General features: G+C 50.9%; 14 protein-coding genes. 9 read left to right on the forward strand and 5 right to left on the reverse strand.

The window, feature by feature from the left end; genetic code table 11:
• Positions 1-87 precede the first annotated feature (87 nt).
• A complete protein-coding gene (gene glpT, locus LGV68_RS14410; protein WP_020329755.1) occupies positions 88-1,458 on the reverse strand; it encodes a glycerol-3-phosphate transporter in 1,371 nt (456 codons plus the stop codon).
• A gap of 312 nt (positions 1,459-1,770) precedes the next feature.
• Entirely contained in the window at positions 1,771-3,012 is a 1,242-nt protein-coding gene (locus tag LGV68_RS14415) for a diguanylate cyclase (protein WP_233939779.1), read from the reverse strand.
• Between the two features lie 303 nt (positions 3,013-3,315).
• On the opposite strand from LGV68_RS14415, the gene LGV68_RS14420 reads away from it, so the two are divergent.
• Complete coding sequence (locus LGV68_RS14420; RefSeq protein ID WP_032081823.1) at positions 3,316-4,863, forward strand: PAS domain-containing methyl-accepting chemotaxis protein; 1,548 nt, start codon at positions 3,316-3,318, stop codon at positions 4,861-4,863.
• 70 nt (positions 4,864-4,933) lie between these two features.
• Here LGV68_RS14420 and LGV68_RS14425 read toward each other — a convergent pair whose 3' ends face one another.
• The gene (locus tag LGV68_RS14425; RefSeq protein WP_020329758.1) at positions 4,934-5,281 is read right to left on the reverse strand and encodes a DUF3316 domain-containing protein; all 348 of its coding nucleotides are present in this window, start codon (positions 5,279-5,281) and stop codon (positions 4,934-4,936) included.
• 396 nt (positions 5,282-5,677) lie between these two features.
• Between LGV68_RS14425 and LGV68_RS14430 the strand changes: the two genes are divergently transcribed.
• On the forward strand, positions 5,678-6,847 hold the full coding sequence (locus LGV68_RS14430; RefSeq protein WP_252535532.1) for a lytic polysaccharide monooxygenase: 1,170 nt from the start codon (positions 5,678-5,680) through the stop codon (positions 6,845-6,847).
• Positions 6,848-6,895: 48 nt separating this feature from the next.
• On the opposite strand, the gene LGV68_RS14435 is transcribed toward LGV68_RS14430, so the two are convergent.
• On the reverse strand, positions 6,896-8,977 hold the full coding sequence (locus tag LGV68_RS14435) for an ATP-binding protein (protein ID WP_252535534.1): 2,082 nt from the start codon (positions 8,975-8,977) through the stop codon (positions 6,896-6,898).
• Positions 8,978-9,045: 68 nt separating this feature from the next.
• The gene (locus LGV68_RS14440; RefSeq protein ID WP_252535536.1) at positions 9,046-9,765 is read right to left on the reverse strand and encodes a GntR family transcriptional regulator; all 720 of its coding nucleotides are present in this window, start codon (positions 9,763-9,765) and stop codon (positions 9,046-9,048) included.
• 241 nt (positions 9,766-10,006) lie between these two features.
• Between LGV68_RS14440 and mngA the strand changes: the two genes are divergently transcribed.
• From mngA to LGV68_RS14475, 7 genes are all read left to right on the forward strand, one after another.
• On the forward strand, positions 10,007-11,944 hold the full coding sequence (gene mngA, locus LGV68_RS14445) for a PTS 2-O-a-mannosyl-D-glycerate transporter subunit IIABC (RefSeq protein ID WP_222744511.1): 1,938 nt from the start codon (positions 10,007-10,009) through the stop codon (positions 11,942-11,944).
• 134 nt (positions 11,945-12,078) lie between these two features.
• Positions 12,079-14,718 carry a mannosylglycerate hydrolase gene (gene mngB, locus LGV68_RS14450; RefSeq protein ID WP_252535537.1) on the forward strand — a complete coding sequence of 880 codons (2,640 nt, stop codon included), beginning with the start codon at positions 12,079-12,081 and terminating at the stop codon, positions 14,716-14,718.
• Positions 14,719-14,761: 43 nt separating this feature from the next.
• Positions 14,762-15,910, forward strand: a complete 1,149-nt coding sequence (locus LGV68_RS14455) for a glycerate kinase (RefSeq protein ID WP_252535539.1) — start codon at positions 14,762-14,764, stop codon at positions 15,908-15,910.
• Between the two features lies 1 nt (position 15,911).
• Positions 15,912-17,099, forward strand: a complete 1,188-nt coding sequence (manA, locus tag LGV68_RS14460) for a mannose-6-phosphate isomerase, class I (RefSeq protein WP_222734555.1) — start codon at positions 15,912-15,914, stop codon at positions 17,097-17,099.
• Between the two features lie 193 nt (positions 17,100-17,292).
• Positions 17,293-18,681 (forward strand): sigma-54 dependent transcriptional regulator, encoded by a 1,389-nt coding sequence (locus tag LGV68_RS14465; protein WP_020329767.1) that lies wholly within the window; start codon positions 17,293-17,295, stop codon positions 18,679-18,681.
• Positions 18,682-19,044: 363 nt separating this feature from the next.
• Positions 19,045-20,052, forward strand: a complete 1,008-nt coding sequence (locus LGV68_RS14470; RefSeq protein ID WP_020329768.1) for a TAXI family TRAP transporter solute-binding subunit — start codon at positions 19,045-19,047, stop codon at positions 20,050-20,052.
• A gap of 101 nt (positions 20,053-20,153) precedes the next feature.
• Positions 20,154-22,274, forward strand: coding sequence for a TRAP transporter permease (locus LGV68_RS14475; protein WP_020329769.1), 2,121 nt, complete (start codon positions 20,154-20,156; stop codon positions 22,272-22,274).
• Positions 22,275-22,281: the final 7 nt, after the last annotated feature.

Raw genomic sequence — 22,281 nt, forward strand, 5'->3', positions numbered from 1 at the left:
TAAACCACACCTAAATGGAGACATTGTGACAATCTGAAAACGGGCGTTATCGGAGGAGCTGCCCGTTTTCAGTGTGGGTCGCGGGAATTATGCGACCGCTTGTTTGGCTTCTTTATCGGCTTTCGCTTTATGGTGCGCTCGTTCGCCAATCAATGCGTAAATCAGACACACGATGGCGGTAATACAAGAACCAACCAGAATGATGAAACCGCCGTCCCAACCGAAGTGGTCTACGGTGTAACCCAGAATCGCGTTCGCTGCTACAGCGCCGCCCAGGTAACCAAACAGACCGGTCAGGCCAGCCGCAGTCCCTGCTGCTTTCTTCGGAGCCAGTTCCAGCGCGTACAGACCAATCAGCATAACCGGGCCGTAGATCAGGAAGCCGATCGCAACCAGTGCTGCCATGTCAATCGCTGGGTTGCCAGCCGGGTTGAACCAGTAAACCAGAACAGCCAGCAGAACCAGTACCATGAACAAGATACCAGCAGGTGCGCGGCGACCTTTGAACACTTTATCCGAGATCCAACCACACAGCAGTGTGCCCGGAATGCCCGCCCATTCGTACAAGAAGTACGCCCAAGACGATTTATCAACGGTGAATTCTTTCGCTTCACGCAGGTAAACCGGCGCCCAGTCCAGCACGCCGTAACGGATCAGGTAAACGAACGCGTTGGCAATCGCAATAGACCACAACAGCTTGTTAGAGAACACGTACTTAAAGAAGATCTCTTTGGCCGTCATCTCTTTTTCGTGTGAGGTGTCGTAGTCGTCCGGGTAATCGTTTTTGTACTCTTCGATTGGTGGCAGACCACACGATTGCGGTGTATCACGCATGGTGATCCAGATGAAGATTGCAACCAGAACCGCGAAGAAGGCAGGCACGTAGAATGCAGTGCGCCAGTCGTCGTTGAACATCCACAAACCCAGCAGGAAGATAGGACCGATCAGACCGCCGCCGACGTTGTGCGCAACGTTCCATACTGAAACGATTTCACCACGCTCTTTGCGCGACCACCAGTGCACCATGGTTCGCCCACAGGCTGGCCAACCCATGCCCTGGAACCAACCGTTCAGGAACAACAGGATGAACATGGCCGTGATGCTGCCGGTTGCCCATGGCATAAAGCCAAAGCAGAACATGACCAGCGCAGAGCAAAGCAGGCCTGCACTGAGGAAATAACGTGGGTTGGAACGGTCAGACACGCTGCCCATTAAGAATTTAGATAAGCCGTAAGCGATCGAAACCGCAGCCAGTGCGACACCGAGATCGCCGCGGCTGTAGCCTTGCTCGATCAGATATGGCATCGCCAAGCTGAAGTTCTTACGAACCAGATAGTAACCTGCATAGCCTACAAAAATACCGATAAAAAGTTGCCAGCGTAGACGTGTATAAGCGCTCTCAACCCGATCCGGCGACAGCCGTTCGATGTGAGCTTGTGGTTTGAAAATCCCAAACATTGGTGACCTCATTTGTTTTGCGATGGTTTTTAAGTGCGAACGAGAAAAAGTTTGTTTCGTTCGAAATTTCGTGGATTGTTGTTCGAACGTATACTTATTTCTGTGATAAATGTTGCATGTGAATTAATTTGAACATAAAAACAAATGATTAGATTGCAAATTTATGGGGTTACTTCAAAGTTTTGCACCAAAATCGTGTTTTAGATAACACTGATAAATGTTTGTTTTTGTTCGAAAAGGCGTAGTATAAAAGCGGGTATTTGCTTAAAAATACCCATTCGAAAGTGTGAGGACGGGATAAACGGTGAAAAACTATTCGATGACGAAACCGCCTTTGCCACAGCTTTTGGCTTTGTACATGGCCGCATCGGCACGCGCCAGCCAGGTTTCTTCACTCAGATGTTGGGTGTGATCGAGCAGTGTCGCGCCAATGCTGCAACTGCAGGGGATGCAATGGCCTTCAATCTCGACGCTGGCGGGCAGCCGTTCCTGAATGCGCTGACAGATTTCCTGCATGTTGACGAGCGGGTCTTCCAGTTCCGTCAGAATGATGGTGAATTCATCACCCGCCAAGCGCGAAACGAAATCCTGCGGACGAATGGCATCTTGTAGCACCCGGGCGAAGATCTTCAGTAAGCCGTCGCCGATGTGGTGGCCGTAGCGATCGTTCGCTAATTTGAGGCCATCCAGATCAATAAACAACAGTGCTGAGCCTTGTTGTTTGTACTTAAGCACGTTGGCGAGCGATTTCATAAAAAAGCTACGGTTAGGCAGACCCGTAAGCGAATCATGATAAGCCTTGAACTCCAAGCTGCTCTGAAACGCCCGCAACTCGGTGACATCCTGACCGAAAATATAAAACCCACCCTGATGCATCTCATCCGGCACCAGTTTGAGATGCAGCACGCGTAATTCGTTGGTGAAAAACAAGGTATTGTCGAAGGTGACGGTTTCACCCTGACGAGCTCGTTCGATATACGGCGCGCTGCGCGCAAATGCTTCTTCGCCGATCAGATTTTCGATCGTACGGCCAATGACTTCATTCAGTGTGGTATGGAAGTATTCTTCGTAAGTTTTGTTGGCGTACAGATAGCGGTTCTGAGCGTCGATCTGAGCGATCAGGACGGGCAGGCTGTCGACAATGGCATTGAGGTGCACATTCATGCGTGGATTGAGCTGTCGGTTGAGACTGATGTCTTCAATCACAAACGATACGTGAGTTTTGGCGTTTTTATCCAGCAGGCTGGCCTTGATGATGCACCAACTTAAAGTGTCAGCACTGAAGGCGTGCTTGACCTCAAAAATGTGCATATGCTGTTTACCCTGCAATAGATCATCGATGACCTCTGCGACGCTGATTGGCAATGCGGGATTCATAATCGCCCCGATGTCCTGCTGCTCATTGGCCCGCGTGATTTGAGAAAAGCGCTGATTGGCAATTTCAATCTGACCCTTCAGATCCGTGATAGCAATACCCGCGGGTGATTGGTCAAAGTAACACTGTTTCAGCTCATTCATCGGCACATCCTGAATTTGATGTTGTTCTTTCGGCATAAGTTCGTGGGCGTGAAAGCCCGTTGTGTTTGTTTTTATTCTTGTTCTGTTTACGTGACTGAGTCGGTTTAAGTTTAATCCATTTATTCTGCGGACCGCTGCCTCGGATTCGTTGTTTCGCTTTTTCTCAGTTTAGCGTGATGATTTCAACGTCAAATATGTAAACCTTGCATTATTTGTTTCATAAATGAGATAAATTTCGCAGCTTATTGATAGAATTGATGCGTATCAAAGTGACCATAAAGTGAGCATGCTAAAAGTCTATCCTCAACTAAATTCATATTAATTAAGAGCTTGCTCAGCATGGCCGCGACCGAGAATAAAGATTATCCGGAGAATATCAGTTTTATCTCTACCACCCAGCCTTCTAGTCATATCACTTACGCCAACGAAGCTTTCTGCGATGTTGCAGAGTATGAACTTGATGAGATGTTGGCTCAGCCGCACAACATGGTTCGTCACCCTGAAATGCCCAAAGCTGCGTTTGAGCAGTTATGGCAGTATCTCAATCAGGGAAAAAGCTGGATGGGGATTGTGAAGAACCGTTGCAAAGGTCCCAGGCACTATTGGGTGTCGGCGTTTGTCACACCGATAAAGGATGCGCAGGGTAACATCGTTGAGCATCAATCGGTGCGCTCCAAACCAAGCAAAGAACAAGTCGCGCGCGCCGAGGCGTTGTACGCCAAACTCAATCAGGGGCAAGCCGTCACGGTGCGTCGCTGGCCGATGATGCGCATAATGCAAGGCGCAGTGCTGTCAGGCACGCTCATCAGCGCGGGCTGGATGTGGCAACAGCAGGCGTGGTTGCCGGGTAGTTTGGTGGTGCTGATGCAAATGATCACGCTGGCTGGAATGAGCTACTTACATCGGCGTCATGCTCAGCTGTATAAACTGGCCAGCGAAGCTTACAGTAACCCGCTGATGGAAAAAGTGTATACCGGCTATTGCGATGAATGTTCGCCCGTCGAGCTGGCGCTGATGATGCGTAAGGCGGAGCTGCGTGCGGTGGTTGCACGCAGCAGCGAAACGTCCGGACAAATCCTGAAAGAGGCGCAGCGTGAATTCGACAATATGCGTGGAATCGAACAGGCATTGGCCCAGCAACAGCAGGAAACGGAACTCGTGGCCACCGCAGTGGAAGAGCTGACCTATTCGATCAACGACATTGCCCAGAGTGCATCGGCCGCGTCACAACTAACTGAAATTGCCCAGAGCGATTCGTTGTGTGGCCTGGAGCGGATTCGTGCCACGGTGGCTCAGGTAAACGCACTGGACAGTGAATTGGCGCAGAGTCAGAAGGTTCTGACCACACTGGCTCAACACAGTCAGCAGGTGGAAACCATTCTGGAAGTGATCACTGCCATTTCTGAGCAAACCAATTTGCTGGCGCTGAACGCTGCTATTGAAGCGGCGCGTGCCGGAGAGTCGGGGCGTGGTTTTGCGGTGGTGGCTGATGAAGTGCGCAAACTGGCGGCCAAAACCGGGGATTCAACCAGTGAAATTCATGCCATGATTGCGGAGTTGCAATCGCTCGCGACACAGGCGGTCTCTTCGATGCAACGCGGTTCGGAACTCTCGCTGCAATGCAAACAAACGGCGGATTCAACTGGCGGTGTGATTCAGGATATTGCGGCCAAGCTCGGTCAGGTGACCCATGAAAGCCAGCAGATTGCAGCCGCGGTGGAGCAGCAGGCGAGTGCGACGCGCGAAATTACTGCCAATGCCGTCAATATTAAGACGTTAACCGAGAAAAATTCCCTTGCGGCGTCTTCTTCAGTGCAGCGCACGCAACATCTGGTGCACAACTTAGAACAGTTGCAGCGCCTGATTCATCAGTTTGAACGACATTAAGCCGCTTCGATTGCGGCAATAACAGAAAGGCAACAGGGTGAGATCTCCGCTCACCCTGTTGATCGAGAGATTAGCTGTTTTTGCTTTCACGAACGGTGTACTGGTAATCGACATCGACCACCGCGCGGTACTGAACCTGACCATCCGGTTTGGCAAAGGGTTCGACTTTCACTTCCGCATCTTTCACCTTCATACTGTTTTGTACCAGTTTGGTATCAAACACATTGAGCTCATTGGCCAGCTCGTTTGAAGGCATTCTTTTCAGTTCGCTCACTTTCGCGAAACCGGCATCATACGCTTGTTGTTTCGATGCATACGCATCCGTGGTTAGCGTGGTTTCCTGTTGGGTGGTGCCCATTGACGCAAATGCACCAGCACTAAGGGTCATAGTCGTTAAGATAACAAGTGCTTTCTTCATAACTTTTCTCCTGTTGTTGTGCGACATGCACAGTTTCATATTACGCAACCTTCTGTAAAGAGTCCGTCAGCCCAAGTAAAGCTTGCGATAGGTTTTGTCGGGGATTTCTGACAATCCATGATTTGGTGGTGGATTCTCTAACACTGTTAATTGACTGACCAAAGATTGAACGCCGTTTGACGTTTGTCCGACATACGAAAATTTGAAGTGACTCGAAGGGAAATGTGATGGTACGAAAACTGGCGGCTGGCTTTGGAAACGGCTCGTCAGTTTGACGATTGAATGGCGTGAAAACCCCACCTTGCGCGCCGTGAAAAGATAAATCCTTGCTAGCTTTGTGGAGCAAAAGCGGCTTCTTACGCCTTGCTTCTCAATGTCAGTTAAAAAGGATAAATCATGAATAAAGTGTTGCAGTTTAGTGCGTTAAGCGCACTGATCATCGGGAGTGTTGCCTCGTTTCAGGTGGCCGCTCATGGCTGGGTGGAATACCCAAGTGCCCGCCAGAATACCTGTTATCAGGATGGAGGCTTTTGGGACAATACGATTCCGAACGCTGCCTGTCAGGCCGCGTTTGATGAATCCGGTGCCTTTCCGTTTGTACAGCGAAATGAAATTTCAGCCAACGTGCCTAACTATCAGGATATGGCACATGTGCAAGCCATTGTGCGCGACGGTTCATTGTGTTCGGCTGCTGACAGTGCCAAATCTGGCTTAAACATTCCGTCCCCCTATTGGCAGAAAACCGCCATTACGCTGGATGCGAATCAGCAGATTGAACTGGTGTTCAACGCCACCGCGCCGCACAGCCCATCATACTGGCAGTTCTATTTGACGAAGCCGGAATACAATCACGCTGCGCCGCTCACGTGGGCGGATCTGGAACTGATCGATACCGCAGGTAATGTCGCGGTAGGTGAAGATAAAAAGTATCGTATTGCAGTAACGTTCCCCGCTGGGCGCAGTGGCGATGCCGTGTTGTATACCCGTTGGCAGCGTGAAGATGCGGCTGGTGAAGGGTTTTACAACTGCAGTGATATCTCCTTTGATGGCGGCACGGCGCTAACAGATCCCACCGATCCCCCGCAACCCGTCGACCTGACGGCGCTGGGTTACTTTATTGCGCAGGGATTTGGCCCGGTCGAATCGGGTGATACCGTGCGTTTTCGCACCTTTGATGCCAATGGTAATGAACAGTCAGACATCAACCTTGCTATTTCTGCCAATAACAGCTCGACCTGGGCGGCAGAACTGGCGGGGCAGTTTAATCAACTGACTAACGGGGCTTGGTATATCGGCATCTGGCATGAAGAGATGGGGCATTACATGTTCGATACCAGTAACCTGTTTGCAAACCAAGTTTTCGCGCCGAATGCGACCTTCAGCTATCAGCTATCCCTGATCAAAGGTGAAACGACTCCGCCGACCGGACCTGACAACGCATGGAGCAACGACACTATCTATAATGCGGGCGATGTGGTCAGCCACAATGGCCGCGAATGGACTGCGCAATGGTGGACGCAAGGTGACGAACCGGGCACTACCGGCGAGTGGGGAGTGTGGCGTTAGGTGTTGGATTCAATGAGAAAATAAAAAAGAGGCGGCATCGCCTCTTTTTTATTGTGCGAGGTTGCTGGTTTCGGCGCTGGCGCTCAGCGTCACTTCGAATGTCATGCCGCCTTCCGGATTGTTCACCGCGCGAATGGTGCCTTGCATATCACGTACGCTGTTGGCGGTGATGGAAAGCCCCAACCCCAGGCCTTCCCCCATTTTTTTGCTGGTCTGGAACGGCTCGAAGATGGTGGTCAGCTTGTCTTCATCAATACCGCAGCCATTGTCACGCACGCGAATCATCACTTTGCCGGCTTCATCTGAGGCACTGATGATCAGTTTCGCTTCCGGTTGATCCTGCATCGCATCCAGCGCGTTGGTGATGAGATTGCCCAGCACCTGCCTGAGGCGCTGTTCCTCTCCGCGAACCAAGGGGAGCTCGGATGACATACGCACCCGCACATCCACACGATCGAGGCGCGCCTGATGAACGCGCAAAATTTCCTGCAGCGCATCGGGAATTGATACTGGCGTCAGTGTTTCCGGGCGGTTAAAGGCAAAAGACTTTAACTGCGTAGTCATATTCGCCATCCTATCGATCAGTGTGTGTACCAGCTTCATGTTGGCTTGCGCGAGCTGGGTTTCTCCGCGTGCCAGCAGCAATTCATTGCTCGACAAGAGGGTGCGCAGCCCGGTCAGCGGCTGGTTGAGCTCATGGGTGATCGCACTCGACATGCGGCCCAGTGCTGCCATTTTGCTGGCATCAATCAGTTCCTGCTGCGCTGACTTCAGCTCAGCGGTGCGCTCTTCGACCCGATGTTGTAACTCCTGGTTTGCCGTCTGCAGCGCAATTTCGGCTTTCTTACGCTTACTGATGTCGAGGATCGTCACCAGATAGTGGCGCTTGTCTTTCCATTGAACAGAGGTGAGAGAGAACAAAATCGGGAACAAACTGCCATCGCTGCGCCGCGCCATGGTTTCCACGGAGGTAATGTCGGCCAGTTCCTGATTCCGCGCCAAGTTTTCCAGCAGCAAAGGAATGGTGGCGTTGGGGTTACCAATATCAAACAGCTCCCAGGCGCGCACGTTTTTCACCATCAACTCTGACAGGCTGAAATAGCGCTTAGCCATCGGGTTGATCTCTTCAATCCGGCCAGATTCATCGAGCAGCAGCAGCCCGACGTGAGTCTTCTGAATCATGTTGCGCTGGCGCCGCTCTGACTCCTGCACGATCTCCTGCAACTTACGCTGACTGATCTGTTTCTGGTACTGCTCGTAGCGCAACGTACCCAGTAAGATCAGCAGCAGCACGGCAACCACACAACTCATGCTGATCCAGTTGACCGTCTGATAGAGCGATTTCATCGGCGTCAGATAGGTCAGCGTCCAGTTCAAATCATCCAGCGTGACCGATTGGGCCAGATACGGCTCTGACTGCAAATTCCACAGCACCAAACGGGTACCGTTGTACAAATGAATCGGCTGTGCGGCGTTGGTGATGTGCGGATGGGCATTGAGCCAGTCGGCACTGTATTGTGGACTGCTGGAGAGAAAGTATTGGCCGCTGGCGTTTTGAAACAAGATCAGTTCATCATTAGCAAACCATTGGTCGGCCAGCACGCTGAGATCAATTTGCACCGCTACAATGCCGACAATATCAAGATCGATGTAAATCGGCGCGGCGAGGAAATAGATTGGCGTTGCGCCAATCGCTTTGGTCACAATGGAAATCCCTTCGCGCTGCTCGTGAATTTTGGCCACGATCGCATCGCCGTCATGAGTATTCCAGTTCTCCGCATCTTTACTGGAAACCAACACGTCGCCGCTGGACGAAAGTACGTACCAGCCTTTGGTGTTGGCGGCTTTGTCGAGTTTACCCAGCGTCGCCTGCATTTCATCCATGACGGAAGTATTACCGCTCAGCAGTTGTTGGCTGATCAGCTCATTGGTGATGAGATAGGGCAAATGATAAAAGCGGCGCAGCGTTTTGCGCACATCGCCGATGTAGTCCAGCAGACGCTGCTCACCGTGACTTTGTGCCTGCTCCAGCTGCCACTGCTTGACGATGTTGGTCGATGCCGACTTAACGCCCAAAATCAGCAATAGAGCGAGCATCGTCAAACCAAACTTTTTCTGCGCTAACGTCATGTATGACACCTGTACTTTCCCTAGTCGGTGATTCAAAAAAGCGCAGCACTGTTGGCCGCGCTTATGGATTACCCGCGGTTACGTTTCGCGACTAACGTGAACTTGTATTCGGTTGGGCTGGTGTAGTTACGGCTGTATTCAAATACCGTCGCATTTTCCAGATAGCCAATCGTCCGTTTTTCAATGATCGGAGCGGTTACATCTATTTTTAACAAGTCCGCGATCTCTTTAGATGGCAGAATGGGAATAATCTCCTGCTCACTGCGATCAATCACCAATCCTTTTTGATTTTCAATGTAGTCATACTTAGAGCCCTGCATCACCTGATAAGTCAGATCTGGAAACAAGTTGGTCGGCATCCAAGTCTCTTCAACGGTGATAGGCGTGTCGTCGATGTAGCGAACTCGTTTGACAAAGTAAACGCGTTCACCTTCTTTAATGTTGAGATGTTCTGCGATATGCAGAGCCGCTCGTTGAATCTCAAAAGCCACAACGTCACTGTGGGTCACTTTGTTGAGGTGTTCCCACTTTTCAGAAAAGCTACTTTGTTGGTAAATGTCGTAATTGACCTTGTTGGCTTTAACGTAAGTACCGCTGCCCTGAACGCTTTCCAGTTCCTCGTTTTCGACCAATAATTTGATTGCCTGACGAACCGTCACGCGGCTGACTGAAAACTCTTCACGTAATTGTGCTTCTGTCGGCAGGGCTTCACCTACCTTATACTCACCCGAACTGATCTTTTTTCTAATGGCATCAGCGATCTGCCGATACATGGGTAATCTGGCCATACTTTCTCTCAGTAACTGTATGCTTAACAGGGATTTTAACGCTGTCTATAGTTATTTGTATGATACGAAAGTGATTCAATATGACAAGTGCACATTGCTGTTCTTGTGATAAATTAAAATACAACTATAATACATATATTAATACAACTGAGATCTTGATCATGGTATTGATGTATTTAAAAGGTATTATTCCATTGTTGTTGGACGGACAACGAATGTAAACGTGACAATGGGACAAATTATGAAACTTACCTCTCTAACCAATCCGTCGCTGATAACATTACAAACGACATTTGAAAGTCGTGACGCAGCGATTCGTGCACTTGCTGAGATGTTGGATCAGCAGGGAAAATTGCACAACAAAGACGAATATCTACAGGCGGTGTTCGCCCGTGAAACCCAAGGGCCGACAGCGCTTGGGGAAGGTTTGGCTGTACCTCATGGTAAAACCGATGCTGTAAAGGAAGCGGCTTTTGCGATAGCGACACTTAAAGAAGATCTGAAATGGCAAGGCATAGATGATGAGGAAGATGTCAACCTTATCTTCCTCATCGCGATTCCTAACGCCGAAGCAGGTTCGACCCACATGCATCTGCTGACTGAACTGACCACAACATTGGTGGATGATGAGGTTCGAGAAGCGGTATTAAATGCTACAAATGTAGAACAAATTTTCGAATTGCTTGATAACCAAGCAGAACAGAATACAGAATCAGAGACTCATCAACTCAAAGATGCGCCTACGATTGTCTGTGTGACGGCGTGTCCGGCAGGGATCGCGCATACTTACATGGCTGCGGAGTATCTGGAAAAAGCAGGTAAAAAGCTGGGATATAACGTCTCAGTAGAAAAGCAGGGTGCGAATGGTATTGAAGATCGACTGACCGCAGAGCAATTAAATAAAGCAACAGCAGTCGTGTTTGCTGCGGAAGTGGCGATCAAGGAACTGGAGCGTTTTAATGGTATTCCACGTGTCGAAGTGCCTGTGGCGGAGCCGATTAAACACGCAGAACGTATTTTGCAAGAAGCGGTTGAAGTGGGCAAATCAGGCTCAGGTGCGAATCGCACGGTTGCGAATGACCATCAGCCGAAGAAACTGCCATTAAAAACGGAACTCAAACAGGCGCTGTTATCCGGCATTTCTTACGCTGTTCCTCTGATTGTTGCTGGCGGTACCGTATTGGCTGTGGCCGTGCTCCTCGCGCAAATGTTTAATTTGCAGGATCTATATGCACAAGAAGGCTCGTGGTTGTGGATGTATCGCAAACTGGGAGGCGGCTTGTTGGGGACGTTGATGGTTCCTGTGCTGGCTGCTTACACGGCTTACTCTCTGGCAGATAAACCAGCATTAGGCCCTGGTTTTGCAGCAGGTATCGCAGCGAACCTGATTGGGTCGGGCTTTCTGGGTGGTGTTGTCGGTGGTTTGATTGCCGGTTACGTCATGCGCTGGGTTAAAGAGAATGTACGTTTAAGCCCTGCATTCAACGGCTTCCTGACTTTCTATTTGTATCCGGTGATCGGCACTTTGGTGGCGGGCTCGCTGATGCTGTTTGTGATTGGTAAACCGGTTGCTTGGTTGAACCAAGGGCTGACAGATTGGCTGAATGGTATGTCGGGGACCAATGCATTGCTTCTGGGGGCTGTGATTGGGCTATTTGTCTCATTTGACCTCGGCGGTCCGGTGAATAAAGCCGCTTACGCATTCTGTCTGGGTGCAATGGCTAACGGTGTATATGGCCCTTACGCCATCTTCGGCTCGGTGAAAATGGTGTCGGCGTTTACCGTAACCGCTTCAACCATGTTGGCCCCTAAACTGTTTAAAGACTTTGAAATCGAGACGGGGAAATCCACCTGGCTATTGGGCTTGGCGGGGATCACCGAAGGGGCGATTCCAATGGCAATTGAAGATCCAATCCGCGTCATTGGCTCATTCCTGCTGGGTTCTGTGGTGACGGGTGCCATGGTTGGTGCCGCAGGCATCGGTCTGTCGACGCCAGGAGCGGGCATTTTCTCCATCTTCTTACTTCACGACGCCGGTATTGGCGCGTTTACCGCGGCGGCCATCTGGTTTGGCGCTGCATTGGTCGGAACGGCTATTTCTACCTTGACCTTGGTTGCATGGAGAGCTCATGCAGTAAAAAAGGGCAAGTTTGCCACTGAGGCTGTCACTCAGAACTAATCAGAGCATGGATTCATTCGCTCAATACCACTGTTGGGCGCAGGATTTCTGCGCCCCGAATTCGCTAGAACGAATAAAAAGCAACCACATTTTCACTCATTACTGGCCTCGATGGCTAATTAGGGTAAACCGTTATGACTACATCTCGCGTTCATATCACTCCTCACATGCACTGGGATCGTGAATGGTACTTCACGACCGAAGAGTCACGCATTCTGTTGGTGAACAACATGGAGGAAATCATGACTCGTCTGGAAAACGATCCGGACTACAAATATTACGTGCTTGATGGACAGACCGCTGTACTTGAAGACTACTTCGCGATTAAACCTGAACACAAACAACGAGTGAAAGCTCTGGTGGAGGCAGGCAAACTCATCATTGGCCCGTGGTATTCGCAAACCGACACCATGCAAGTGTCTGGTGAGTCGATTGTACGCAATATGTTGTATGGATTGCGAGATTGTCTGGCATTGGGTGAGCCCATGAAAATTGGCTATCTGCCGGACTCGTTCTCAATGAGTTCTCAACTGCCTGCCATCTATAACGGCTTTGGCATTCAGCGTGCGATGTTCTGGCGCGGCTGTTCTGAACGCCATGGCACAGACAAAACAGAATTTGTGTGGCAGTCAAACGATGGCAGCGAAGTGACGGCGCAAGTACTGCCGCTCGGGTATGCGATTGGTAAATACCTGCCACAAGATGAAGCTGGCCTGCGTGCTCGCTTGGACAAATATTTCCCTGTGCTGGAAAAACCGTCGGTAACCAAAGATATTTTGCTGCCGAATGGCCATGACCAGATGCCGATTCAAAAAGACATTTTTGAAGTGATGACTACACTGCGTGAAATCTACCCGGACAAAACATTCCAAATGAGCCGTTTCGAAGAGGTGTTTGAACGCATTGAAGCTGAACGCGAACAACTGGACACCGTGAAAGGTGAGTTTAACGATGGCAAATACATGCGTGTTCACCGCACGATTTCTTCGACTCGCATGGACATCAAGCTGATCCATGCCCAAGTAGAAAACAAGATCGTCAATATTCTTGAGCCGTTGGCGTCGATTGCCTGGACTCTGGGCTTTGAGTATCACCACGGTTTGATTGAGAAGATGTGGAAAGAGAGCATGAAGAACCATGCGCACGATTCAATCGGCTGCTGTTGCTCAGACAAAGTGCACGCGGAGATTCTCAATCGTTACATTCTCGCTGACGATATGGCGACCAATCTGATTAACTTCTATAAGCGCAAGATTGTTGACCACATGCCTGCTCGCGAAGGCTGCGACAAATTGGCGCTGTTTAACCTGTCTCCTTATGCTCGCGATGAAGTGATTAATACCACCATCACCATTCGCGCAGAAGAATTCAATCTGTTTGATGAGCACGGCACGCCCGTTGAATACTTCATTCAGGATCAACGCGTCATTGACCCTGGCAAAATTGACCGCCAGATCGTGCATTACGGAAATTACGATCCGTTCATTGAATATGACATTCAAATCAAACATTCAGTCCCTGCAATGGGCTTTACCACTTTGCATATTCAAGCACATGAAAAAGGTGTGAAAAAAGTCGCAGAGCAAAAAGACTTTCTGCTGGAGAACGAATACTACCGCATCCATGTGAACAGCAACGGCACGTTGGATATCTTCGATAAAGAGACCAAGCATACCTACGCGCAAGTACTGCGCATTGAAGATGGTTCCGATGATGGTGATGAGTACGATTATTCTCCATCTCGTCACGAATGGCTGTTGTATTCAGATGAATTTAAAGCTGACGTGAATGTGAAACATGAAGGCTTCCAATCTGTCGCAAGCATCATGCTGCGAATGAATGTACCGCAGGATTTGAGCGAACGCGAAGCGCGTAGCGGTCAAAATGGTTTCGTGGATGTTGATTGTCAGGTGGTTCTCAAACAGGGCTCGCGCCGCATTGAAGTACGGATGGTGCTGGATAACCAGGCGGATGACCACCGTGTTCGCGTGTTGGTTCCTACTCCGTTTGTGTCTGAAACGGTCGTGGCCGACAACCAGTTTGGTCTGATCACTCGGCCTACCAACGATCCGGAAATGGCCAACTGGGAAGCCGATGGTTGGAAAGAAGCTCCGGTTCCGGTTTATCAACTGATGAACTTTGCTGCGCTGGAAGATGCTCAGGGTGGAATGGCCATTATGAGCAATGGCCTACGTGAATTTGAAGTAATTTCCGCTCAAGGCAATGAACAGCGCGATACCTTTGCATTAACACTAGTGCGTGGTGTTGGTGTGCTGGGTAAAGAGAATTTGTTGCTGCGCCCGGGCCGTCCTTCAGGGATCAAAATTCCAACGCCGGATTCTCAGGTGAGAGGCAAGCTGGTGTGCGAATTTACTCTGTTTGGTTTTGCGGGTAACCACATTGACGCCAATGTGATGGCGGCTGCCCGTGACAATGTGACGCCGATTCAGTGTTACAACAAAATTCCTTACAACGCGATGAAACTTAATGTCGGTGAGCAGAATTTGCCATTGACCCATAGCCTGCTTAGCAAAGATAAACGCGGCGCGGTACTGAGTGTGCTGAAAAAAGCAGAAGATGAAAATGCCTTAATTTTAAGGGTTTACAACCCATCGGAATCAGCCGTAGTTGAAGATGCCGTGCAAATTCATGGTGGTGTGACGTCTTGGCTGGCGGTGAGTTTGGATGAAAAAGCCATTTCGAACGATGTAGATGCCGAGTCGTTTGGCGTACTCAAGCCCTGTCAGGTGAAATCTTTCCGTTTCACGTTGTAATTTTCTGCAATACCCGCTCTTCGGAGCGGGTAAGGATCCTTTCATGAAAATCGTTATCGCGCCTGATTCTTTCAAAGAGTCCTTGCCAGCACTGGCGGTGTGTCAGTGCATTCAATATGGATTCTCTGCCGTCTTTCCGAATGCTGACTATCATCTGATGCCTTTAGCCGATGGAGGAGAAGGAACGGTCGATGTGCTGTTGAAAGCGCTCAATGGCGAGAAAATCGTCTCTCGGGTTGAGGGGCCGCTCGGCGACATCATCGCCGCCGAATGGGCGCTTTTGGATAATGGGCGTACAGCTCTCATTGAAATTGCTCAGGCATCCGGGCTCGATAAAGTGCCTATGCAGCAGCGTAATCCATTGATCTCCTCAACCTACGGTACAGGGCAAATCATTCAGCAGGCACTGGATCTCGGTGTGAAAAAAATCCTCATAGGATTAGGCGGCAGTGCGACCAATGATGCTGGTGCTGGGATCATTCAAGCGCTTGGCGGGGTGCTGCGCAAAGCCAACGGAGAAGTCATCGGCCGAGGTGGGCGGGCGCTTGCTGATGTTGCCGAAATAGACCTGGCGGCACTCGATGGTCGCTGCGCTCACGTTGACATGGTGATCGCTTGTGATGTGGCGAATCCTCTGACTGGCCCTGCAGGAGCCAGCCATATCTTTGGTCCGCAGAAAGGTGCAACGCCAGAGGATGTGGCACAACTTGATGAGGCGTTGACTCACTTTGCTGATCTGGCCGCGAAAAAGTGTGGCACTCATTGCGGCAACATGCCCGGCTTTGGGGCCGCTGGCGGTGCACCACTAGGGTTGTCACTGCTGTTTCCCATTGAGATGAAACCGGGCATTGAGATGGTGTTGGATGCCCTTGATGCAGAGAGCGTTCTGAAAAATGCTGACCTGGTAATTACCGGTGAGGGGCAGATGGACAACCAGACTCTGCAAGGCAAAACCCCGTTTGGTATTGCGCAAAGGGCGGCAAACCTAGGCATTCCGGTGATTGGTATTGCGGGTTCTCTGGGGGCTGAGACGGATGCTCTGAATCTCCATTTTGCAGGGGTTTTCGACTCAGTCCGCGCACCGCAATCATTGGAGCAAGTGCTCTCTGAAGCGAGTGAGAACCTACAACGTACCGCACGTAATGTCGCGGCGATGCTGAAACTGGGCACGAATCTGACAGGAGGACATTAAGATGGCACTGTTTAAACTGGATAATGTCATTCAGAACTACGCTTGGGGCAGCAAAAGTGCTCTGACGGAGATGTTTGGAATCGCCAATCCACAGCAGCAACCTCAGGCCGAAATCTGGATGGGTGCACACCCCAATGGTTGTGCCAAGGTACATGGTACGGGCGAGTCGTTGGCGGATCTTCTGGCGAAGAATGGCAAACGCTATCTGGGGGAGTACACGGCAGCAAGATTTGCCGAACTGCCGTTTTTGCTCAAAGTGTTATCCGCTGAGGCACCGTTGTCGATTCAGGTTCACCCCAATAAGCGCAATGCGGAAATCGGATTTGAACGCGAAAATCAACAAGGAATTGCGCTGAATTCGCCGCAGCGAAACTACAAGGACGCGAATCACAAACCAGAGTTAGTTTACGCGCTCACTTTTTATCGTGCGATGAATGGCTTTCGTCCGATTCCGGACATCATCGAATTATTTGGTCAGATCAGTATTCAAGCGCTAGAACAAGATTTGGCACGGCTTGAGAGCCAGCCAACTAACGCTGGGTTAAAAGTCTTTTTTACCACGTTAATGACGATGAACGATGAGCGAAAAACTGAAGTATTGCAGCAACTTAAACAGTCAATGTTGCGTCCGGCTAAAACGTCACAACTGCGTGAAGCTTTGCAGTATATCGAAGAGTTTGAGCAGTTGTTTCCCCATGATATCGGCCTGCTTGCTCCGCTGTTTCTCAATACTGTAGAGCTGGCCCCGGGGGAAGCGATGTTCCTGCATGCAGAAACACCCCATGCGTATGTACGAGGAACGGCGTTGGAAATTATGGCCAATTCCGACAACGTACTCCGAGCCGGGTTGACGCCTAAACATATCGACGTTGCAGAGTTGATTCGTAACACCAGCTTTAACCCGATGAATCCACAAGAGATCAAACTGGCTCCGGTTCACAAAGATGGCAAACAAAGCTATCCGGTTCCGGTGGATGATTTTGCCTTCGATATTTTAACGGTGACCGATGAAATCCGAGAGCAGTACATCCGCAGCGCAGAGATCCTATTCTGCATTGACGGGCAAGTGAATGTGACGTGCGAAGAACACACGATTGTGCTGTCGGCGGGTGAGTCGGCATTTATCAGCAATGATGCATTACGTTTCAGTTATGCCGGCCAGGGAACACTTGCTCGGGCATACAACTAATCGGTTTGTCTTTTGTGGCTAAATTACGCTCCTAACCCTCGTTAGCCAGGCCCATCTTCGGATGGGCATTTTTTGTTGTAAGTGATGGGTGATTCGCGGCTTTGTATCTGGTAACAAAGAAGTGAGAAGCAGCTCCTTTCTTTGCGGCGCTTTTTTCCTTACCGTATCGCGAGATAGGAAAAGGAAGCATGGCATGAGTAGTCAGGACGCATTACCGATCGCGTTAATTGAAGATGATGACATTGTCCGTCAGGCCACCAGTCAGTGGCTGCAACTGGCGGGCTTTGATGTATGTGTGTTCGCCGACGGGCGAGCCGCGCTGGAAGGATTAAAGGCGCAGCGCTTTGCGACCATCATCAGTGATGTTCGCCTGCCGGATTACGATGGCGTCGAAATGTTGTCTGAGCTGAAAAGCCTGCAGCCGCATACGCCAGTGATCTTGATCACTGGTCATGGCGATGTGGACATGGCGGTTAAAGCGCTGCAAAAAGGCGCGTACGACTTTATTGAAAAGCCGTTTAATCCGGAGCGCCTGTCGAGCACCGTCGCAGAGGCGGTGAACAAGTTTCACAGTGAAGCGCAGTCGCAAGACCGAAGCCATTATCTCTCCACGCTGCAAGGGCTGGAGCAAGTCCTGATCGGGCGCAGCAAAGTGATGACGGCACTGCGTGAGCAAATTGCCAAAGTGGCGGCGATTGACACCAACGTCATCATCTACGGCGAAACTGGCTGTGGTAAAGAGCTGGTGGCGACCTGTCTGCATCAGGAAAGTCCGCGCCGACATTTCAATTTTGTGCCGATTAACTGCGGCGCTATTCCGGAAAGCCTGTTTGAAAGCGAGCTGTTTGGCCACGAAGCGGGCGCGTTTACCGGCGCGGTGAAAAAGCGTATCGGGAAGTTGGAGTTTGCCGACAAAGGAACGCTGTTTCTCGATGAAATCGAGAGTATGCCGCTGTCGATGCAGGTCAAAGTACTGCGGGCGCTGCAAGAGCATGTGGTGGAACGCGTTGGTGGCAACCAGAAAGTGGCGATCGATTTGCGTGTGATTGCGGCGGCCAAAGAAGATCTGTTGGAGCATCCGGAGTTTCGTCAGGACTTGTTCTATCGTCTCAACGTGGCGCAGCTCTATTTGCCGCCGCTGCGTGAACGCGACGAAGATGCGTTGTTGCTGTTTGAACACTTCACGTTGCAAGCCAATCCGCAAACCCGCGTCGCCAGCGAAGCGGATCAGCATGCACTGCTCAGCTACGCCTGGCCGGGCAACGTGCGTGAACTGCGGAACGTGGCCATTCGTTTCGCACTGGATGAATCGCTGACAGTCGGGGAAATTTTGGCCAGTCGCCCGAATGCCACCACCGAAGAGGCCAGCGCCGGATTGCCGCTGTCGATTCAGTTGCAAACGTTCGAGCGCAAGGTGATTCACGATGCGCTGACCAGGCATCGCGGCAGCATCAGCGACACCATGAGAGAGCTGGATCTGCCGCGTCGCACCCTCAATCAGAAAATGCAGAAGTATGGGCTCAATCGCAGCGATTACACCCAGGATGACGAGGAGACGCGTTCCCAATCCAGCGGCAAGTAATTTGGGATAGGCAAAATTTTGCTCATTAGGATTCAATGGCATTTATTAACATTGATCACAATTCGTTAATGAGTTGTGATCAAAAACCTCAATAAGCACCGCTTTTTACTCGTCACCATCGGCGAAATTTTGCTTATGCCTAATCGGGCGAATAAGCGGATTTTTGCTCATTTCGTTGACTGACTTTTATTATTTCAAATAAATTCAATCGCTTAGTTTTTGGCATTGTCTTTGCTCTATAGGGATAGACCTAAACAATCGGCTAGGGCAGCGGACATTCGCTTCCAACCAATTTCCGCACTGTCGATAGGAAGGGTTACTCGCTATTTCCGGCGAACAACAATAATGACACGGAGAGTAAAGATGAAACACAAACGCCTGGCCAAAACCCTACTGGCCGCCGCCGCTTCTTTTGGTCTGCTGGCAGGAGCGCACGCTGCTGAAGAACGCAGCTACATTCTGGCGACCGCTTCAACCGGTGGTACTTACTACCCAGTTGGTGTTGCTCTGGCGACACTGAGCAAAGTTAAACTGAGTCCGACTTACCACTTCTCCCTTTCTGCTATCAGCTCTGCGGGGTCGGGCGAAAACGTCAAAATGCTCAACGAGAATGAAGCGCAATTTGCGATTCTGCAAGGCCTGTACGGCGCTTGGGCATGGGCGGGTGAAGGCCCATACAAAGAGCGTCAGACACAACTGCGCTCGGTTTCTATGCTGTGGCAGAACGTCGAACACTTCATTGTACGTTCTGATTTAGCGCCAAACGGCAGCATTGCCGATATGGCGAATATGCAGGGCAAGAAATTCTCAATCGGTTCGAAAAACTCAGGCACAGAGTACTCGGGTCGCCAGATCATGAAAGGTCTGAGCATCGATCCGGACAGCTTCAATCTGGCGTATCTGGGCTACAGCGGCAGTGCCAGTGCGCTGCAAAACGGCACGATTGATGGCATGAACACGCCGGCGGGTGTCCCTGTCGGTGCGGTGACTCAGGCGTTTGCGGCGCTGGGTAACGACATCAAAATCCTGTCGTTCACTGATGAGCAAATCAAACAGGCGAACGGCAACTATGAGCTGTGGACCAAATACGTGATTCCAGCCAACACTTACCCAGGTCTGGATAAGCCAATCACCACCATCGCGCAGCCAAACTTCCTGGCGGTGCGTGATGACATCTCCGAAGAAGATGTGTACCAGCTGACCAAAACCATGTACGAAAACCTGGCGTTCCTGCAAGGCATCCATAAAGCGACCAAAGCCATGGCGATTGAAAAAGCCATCGCTGGCCTGCCTCTGCCACTGCACCCTGGTGCGGCTCGTTACTACAAAGAAGTGGGCATCAACATCCCGGCTCAGTTAATCGCTGAGTAATGCTGCAAGCCGCCTCGACTTGAGGCGGCATTTCTCATTTTCTATGGTTAATTGTGTCCGGCATTTGACGGGCATTAGCTGTAGAGCCGTGGAGTATCAATATGAGTGAACCACTGGATCAAGAACTACAAAAATATGAACTGCCAACCCGCGATGCCTTTCCGTGGGTGACGAAAACCATTGCTGTGCTCGGTGTGCTGCTGTCGCTCGCCCACATCTGGTTTAATACTTTTTCAACGTTGCCGGAGCTGTGGATCTCCGCCACCCACTTTGTCGGTTTTGCGATGATCTGCGCGCTGTGGTACCCGGCCAGCATTCGCTGGCGTGACAGCAAAATTGCGCTCGGCGTTGACGTAATGATTGCCCTGGCAGCGTTAGCGTGCCTGATTTACATTCCTCTGGCGGAAGATGCACTTTATGCGCGCGGCGTGAAATTCGTCACCAGCGACTGGGTGTTTGCCATTATGGCGATTGTGATTGCGATTGAAATGATTCGCCGCACCATGGGCTGGTTCATTCCCATCTTGATTATTGTCTGCCTGAGCTACGTGGTGCTGTGGGGCAAATGGGCAGGGGGCATTTTCCATTTCCCGGGCCTGAGCATGGAAACCCTGCTGTATCGCAGCTTCTATTCTTCTGAAGGGATGTTCGGGTCGATTTCCCGTATCAGTTGGAGCTTTGTCTTCATGTTCATCCTGTTTGGCGCCTTTCTGGTGCGCTCCGGCGTGGGCGATTACATCATTGACGTCTCGCGCGCCGCTGCGGGCAAAGTCATTGGCGGACCGGGCTTTATCGCCGTGTTGGCTTCCGGCCTGATGGGGTCGGTGTCGGGTTCCAGTGTGGCGAACACCGTATCGACGGGCGTGATCACCATTCCGATGATGAAAAAAGCGGGCTTCCCTTCGCGATTTGCAGCCGGTGTTGAAGCCGCCGCGTCTACTGGGGGGCAATTGATGCCGCCAGTAATGGGCGCCGGGGCATTCATCATGGCGTCTTATACCCAAATTCCGTATGTCGATATTGTCGCGGTGTCGTTTATTCCGGCACTGATCTACTTCTTGTCGGTGGCGTTTTTCGTCCGTATCGAAGCCAAACGCAGCGGCGTACAGAAGATAACCACCAGTGACGAATCGTTCCTCAAAGTGCTGGTGTCTGGCTGGCATAACCTGATCCCGCTGTTTGTGCTGGTTACGCTGCTGGTGCAAGGTTTCACCCCGACTTATGCGGCGGGCTTGTCGATTCTGTCGGTGATTGTCGCGTCTTGGTTCTCGAAAGAACACCGCATGGGCATCAAAGAAATCATTGATGCACTGGAGCAGGGCGCGAAGAATATGGCCACTACGGCTGTGTTGCTGGTGGGTATTGGTCTGGTCATTAACGTAATCAGTACCACCGGTATCGGCAACACGTTCTCGCTGATGATTGATAACTGGTCTGGCGGCGATCTGCTGACCATGTTGGTGCTGATCACGCTGGCGTCTTTGGTGCTCGGGATGGGTCTGCCAGTGACGGCAGCGTATATCGTATTGGGCACACTTTCTGCGCCTGCGCTGTACAAACTGATTGCAGAAAGCCAGTTGGTCGACATGATTGCTGCTGGTCAGTTGCCTGAACAGGCCAAAGCGATCTTCATGCTGGCCGCGCCGGATAAACTGGAACTGCTCAATGCGCCGATGGCGCTGGAAAAAGCCAAAGAGTTGGTGGAGTTGGTACCGGCAGACTTCCTCGATACGCTGCTGCAACAAAGCTTGGGTCTTGAAGCGGTGGGCTTGGCGCTGCTTTCTGCGCACCTCATCATCTTCTGGCTGTCGCAAGACAGTAACGTCACACCACCCGTGTGTCTGACGGCATTTGCTGCGGCAACGATTGCCAAAACACCGCCAATGCGCACAGGCCTGACGGCGTGGAAAATTGCCAAAGGCTTGTATTTGGTGCCGCTGTTGATTGCCTATACCCAATTGATCGACTGGGATCCAATGACCGTTATCACGATTGGCTTTTTCGCCATTGTTGGCACGTACGCCATGATCGGTGCCATTGAAGGCTTTTTGGAAGGCCCGCTCAACTGGCCGATACGCGCACTGCTGGCGGTGATTGGTATCGCATTGGTGTGGCCAAACATTCCGTTGCTGGTTCGCGTAGTTTGTGTCGCGCTGTTTATTGCGATTTTCATCTACAGTGGCCGACGTCCGAACGTCGCCATGAAAACGGCTTCAGCATAAGGAACGC

Source organism: Vibrio sp. LQ2, from assembly GCF_023920125.1.
GTDB lineage: Bacteria > Pseudomonadota > Gammaproteobacteria > Enterobacterales > Vibrionaceae > Vibrio > Vibrio fluvialis.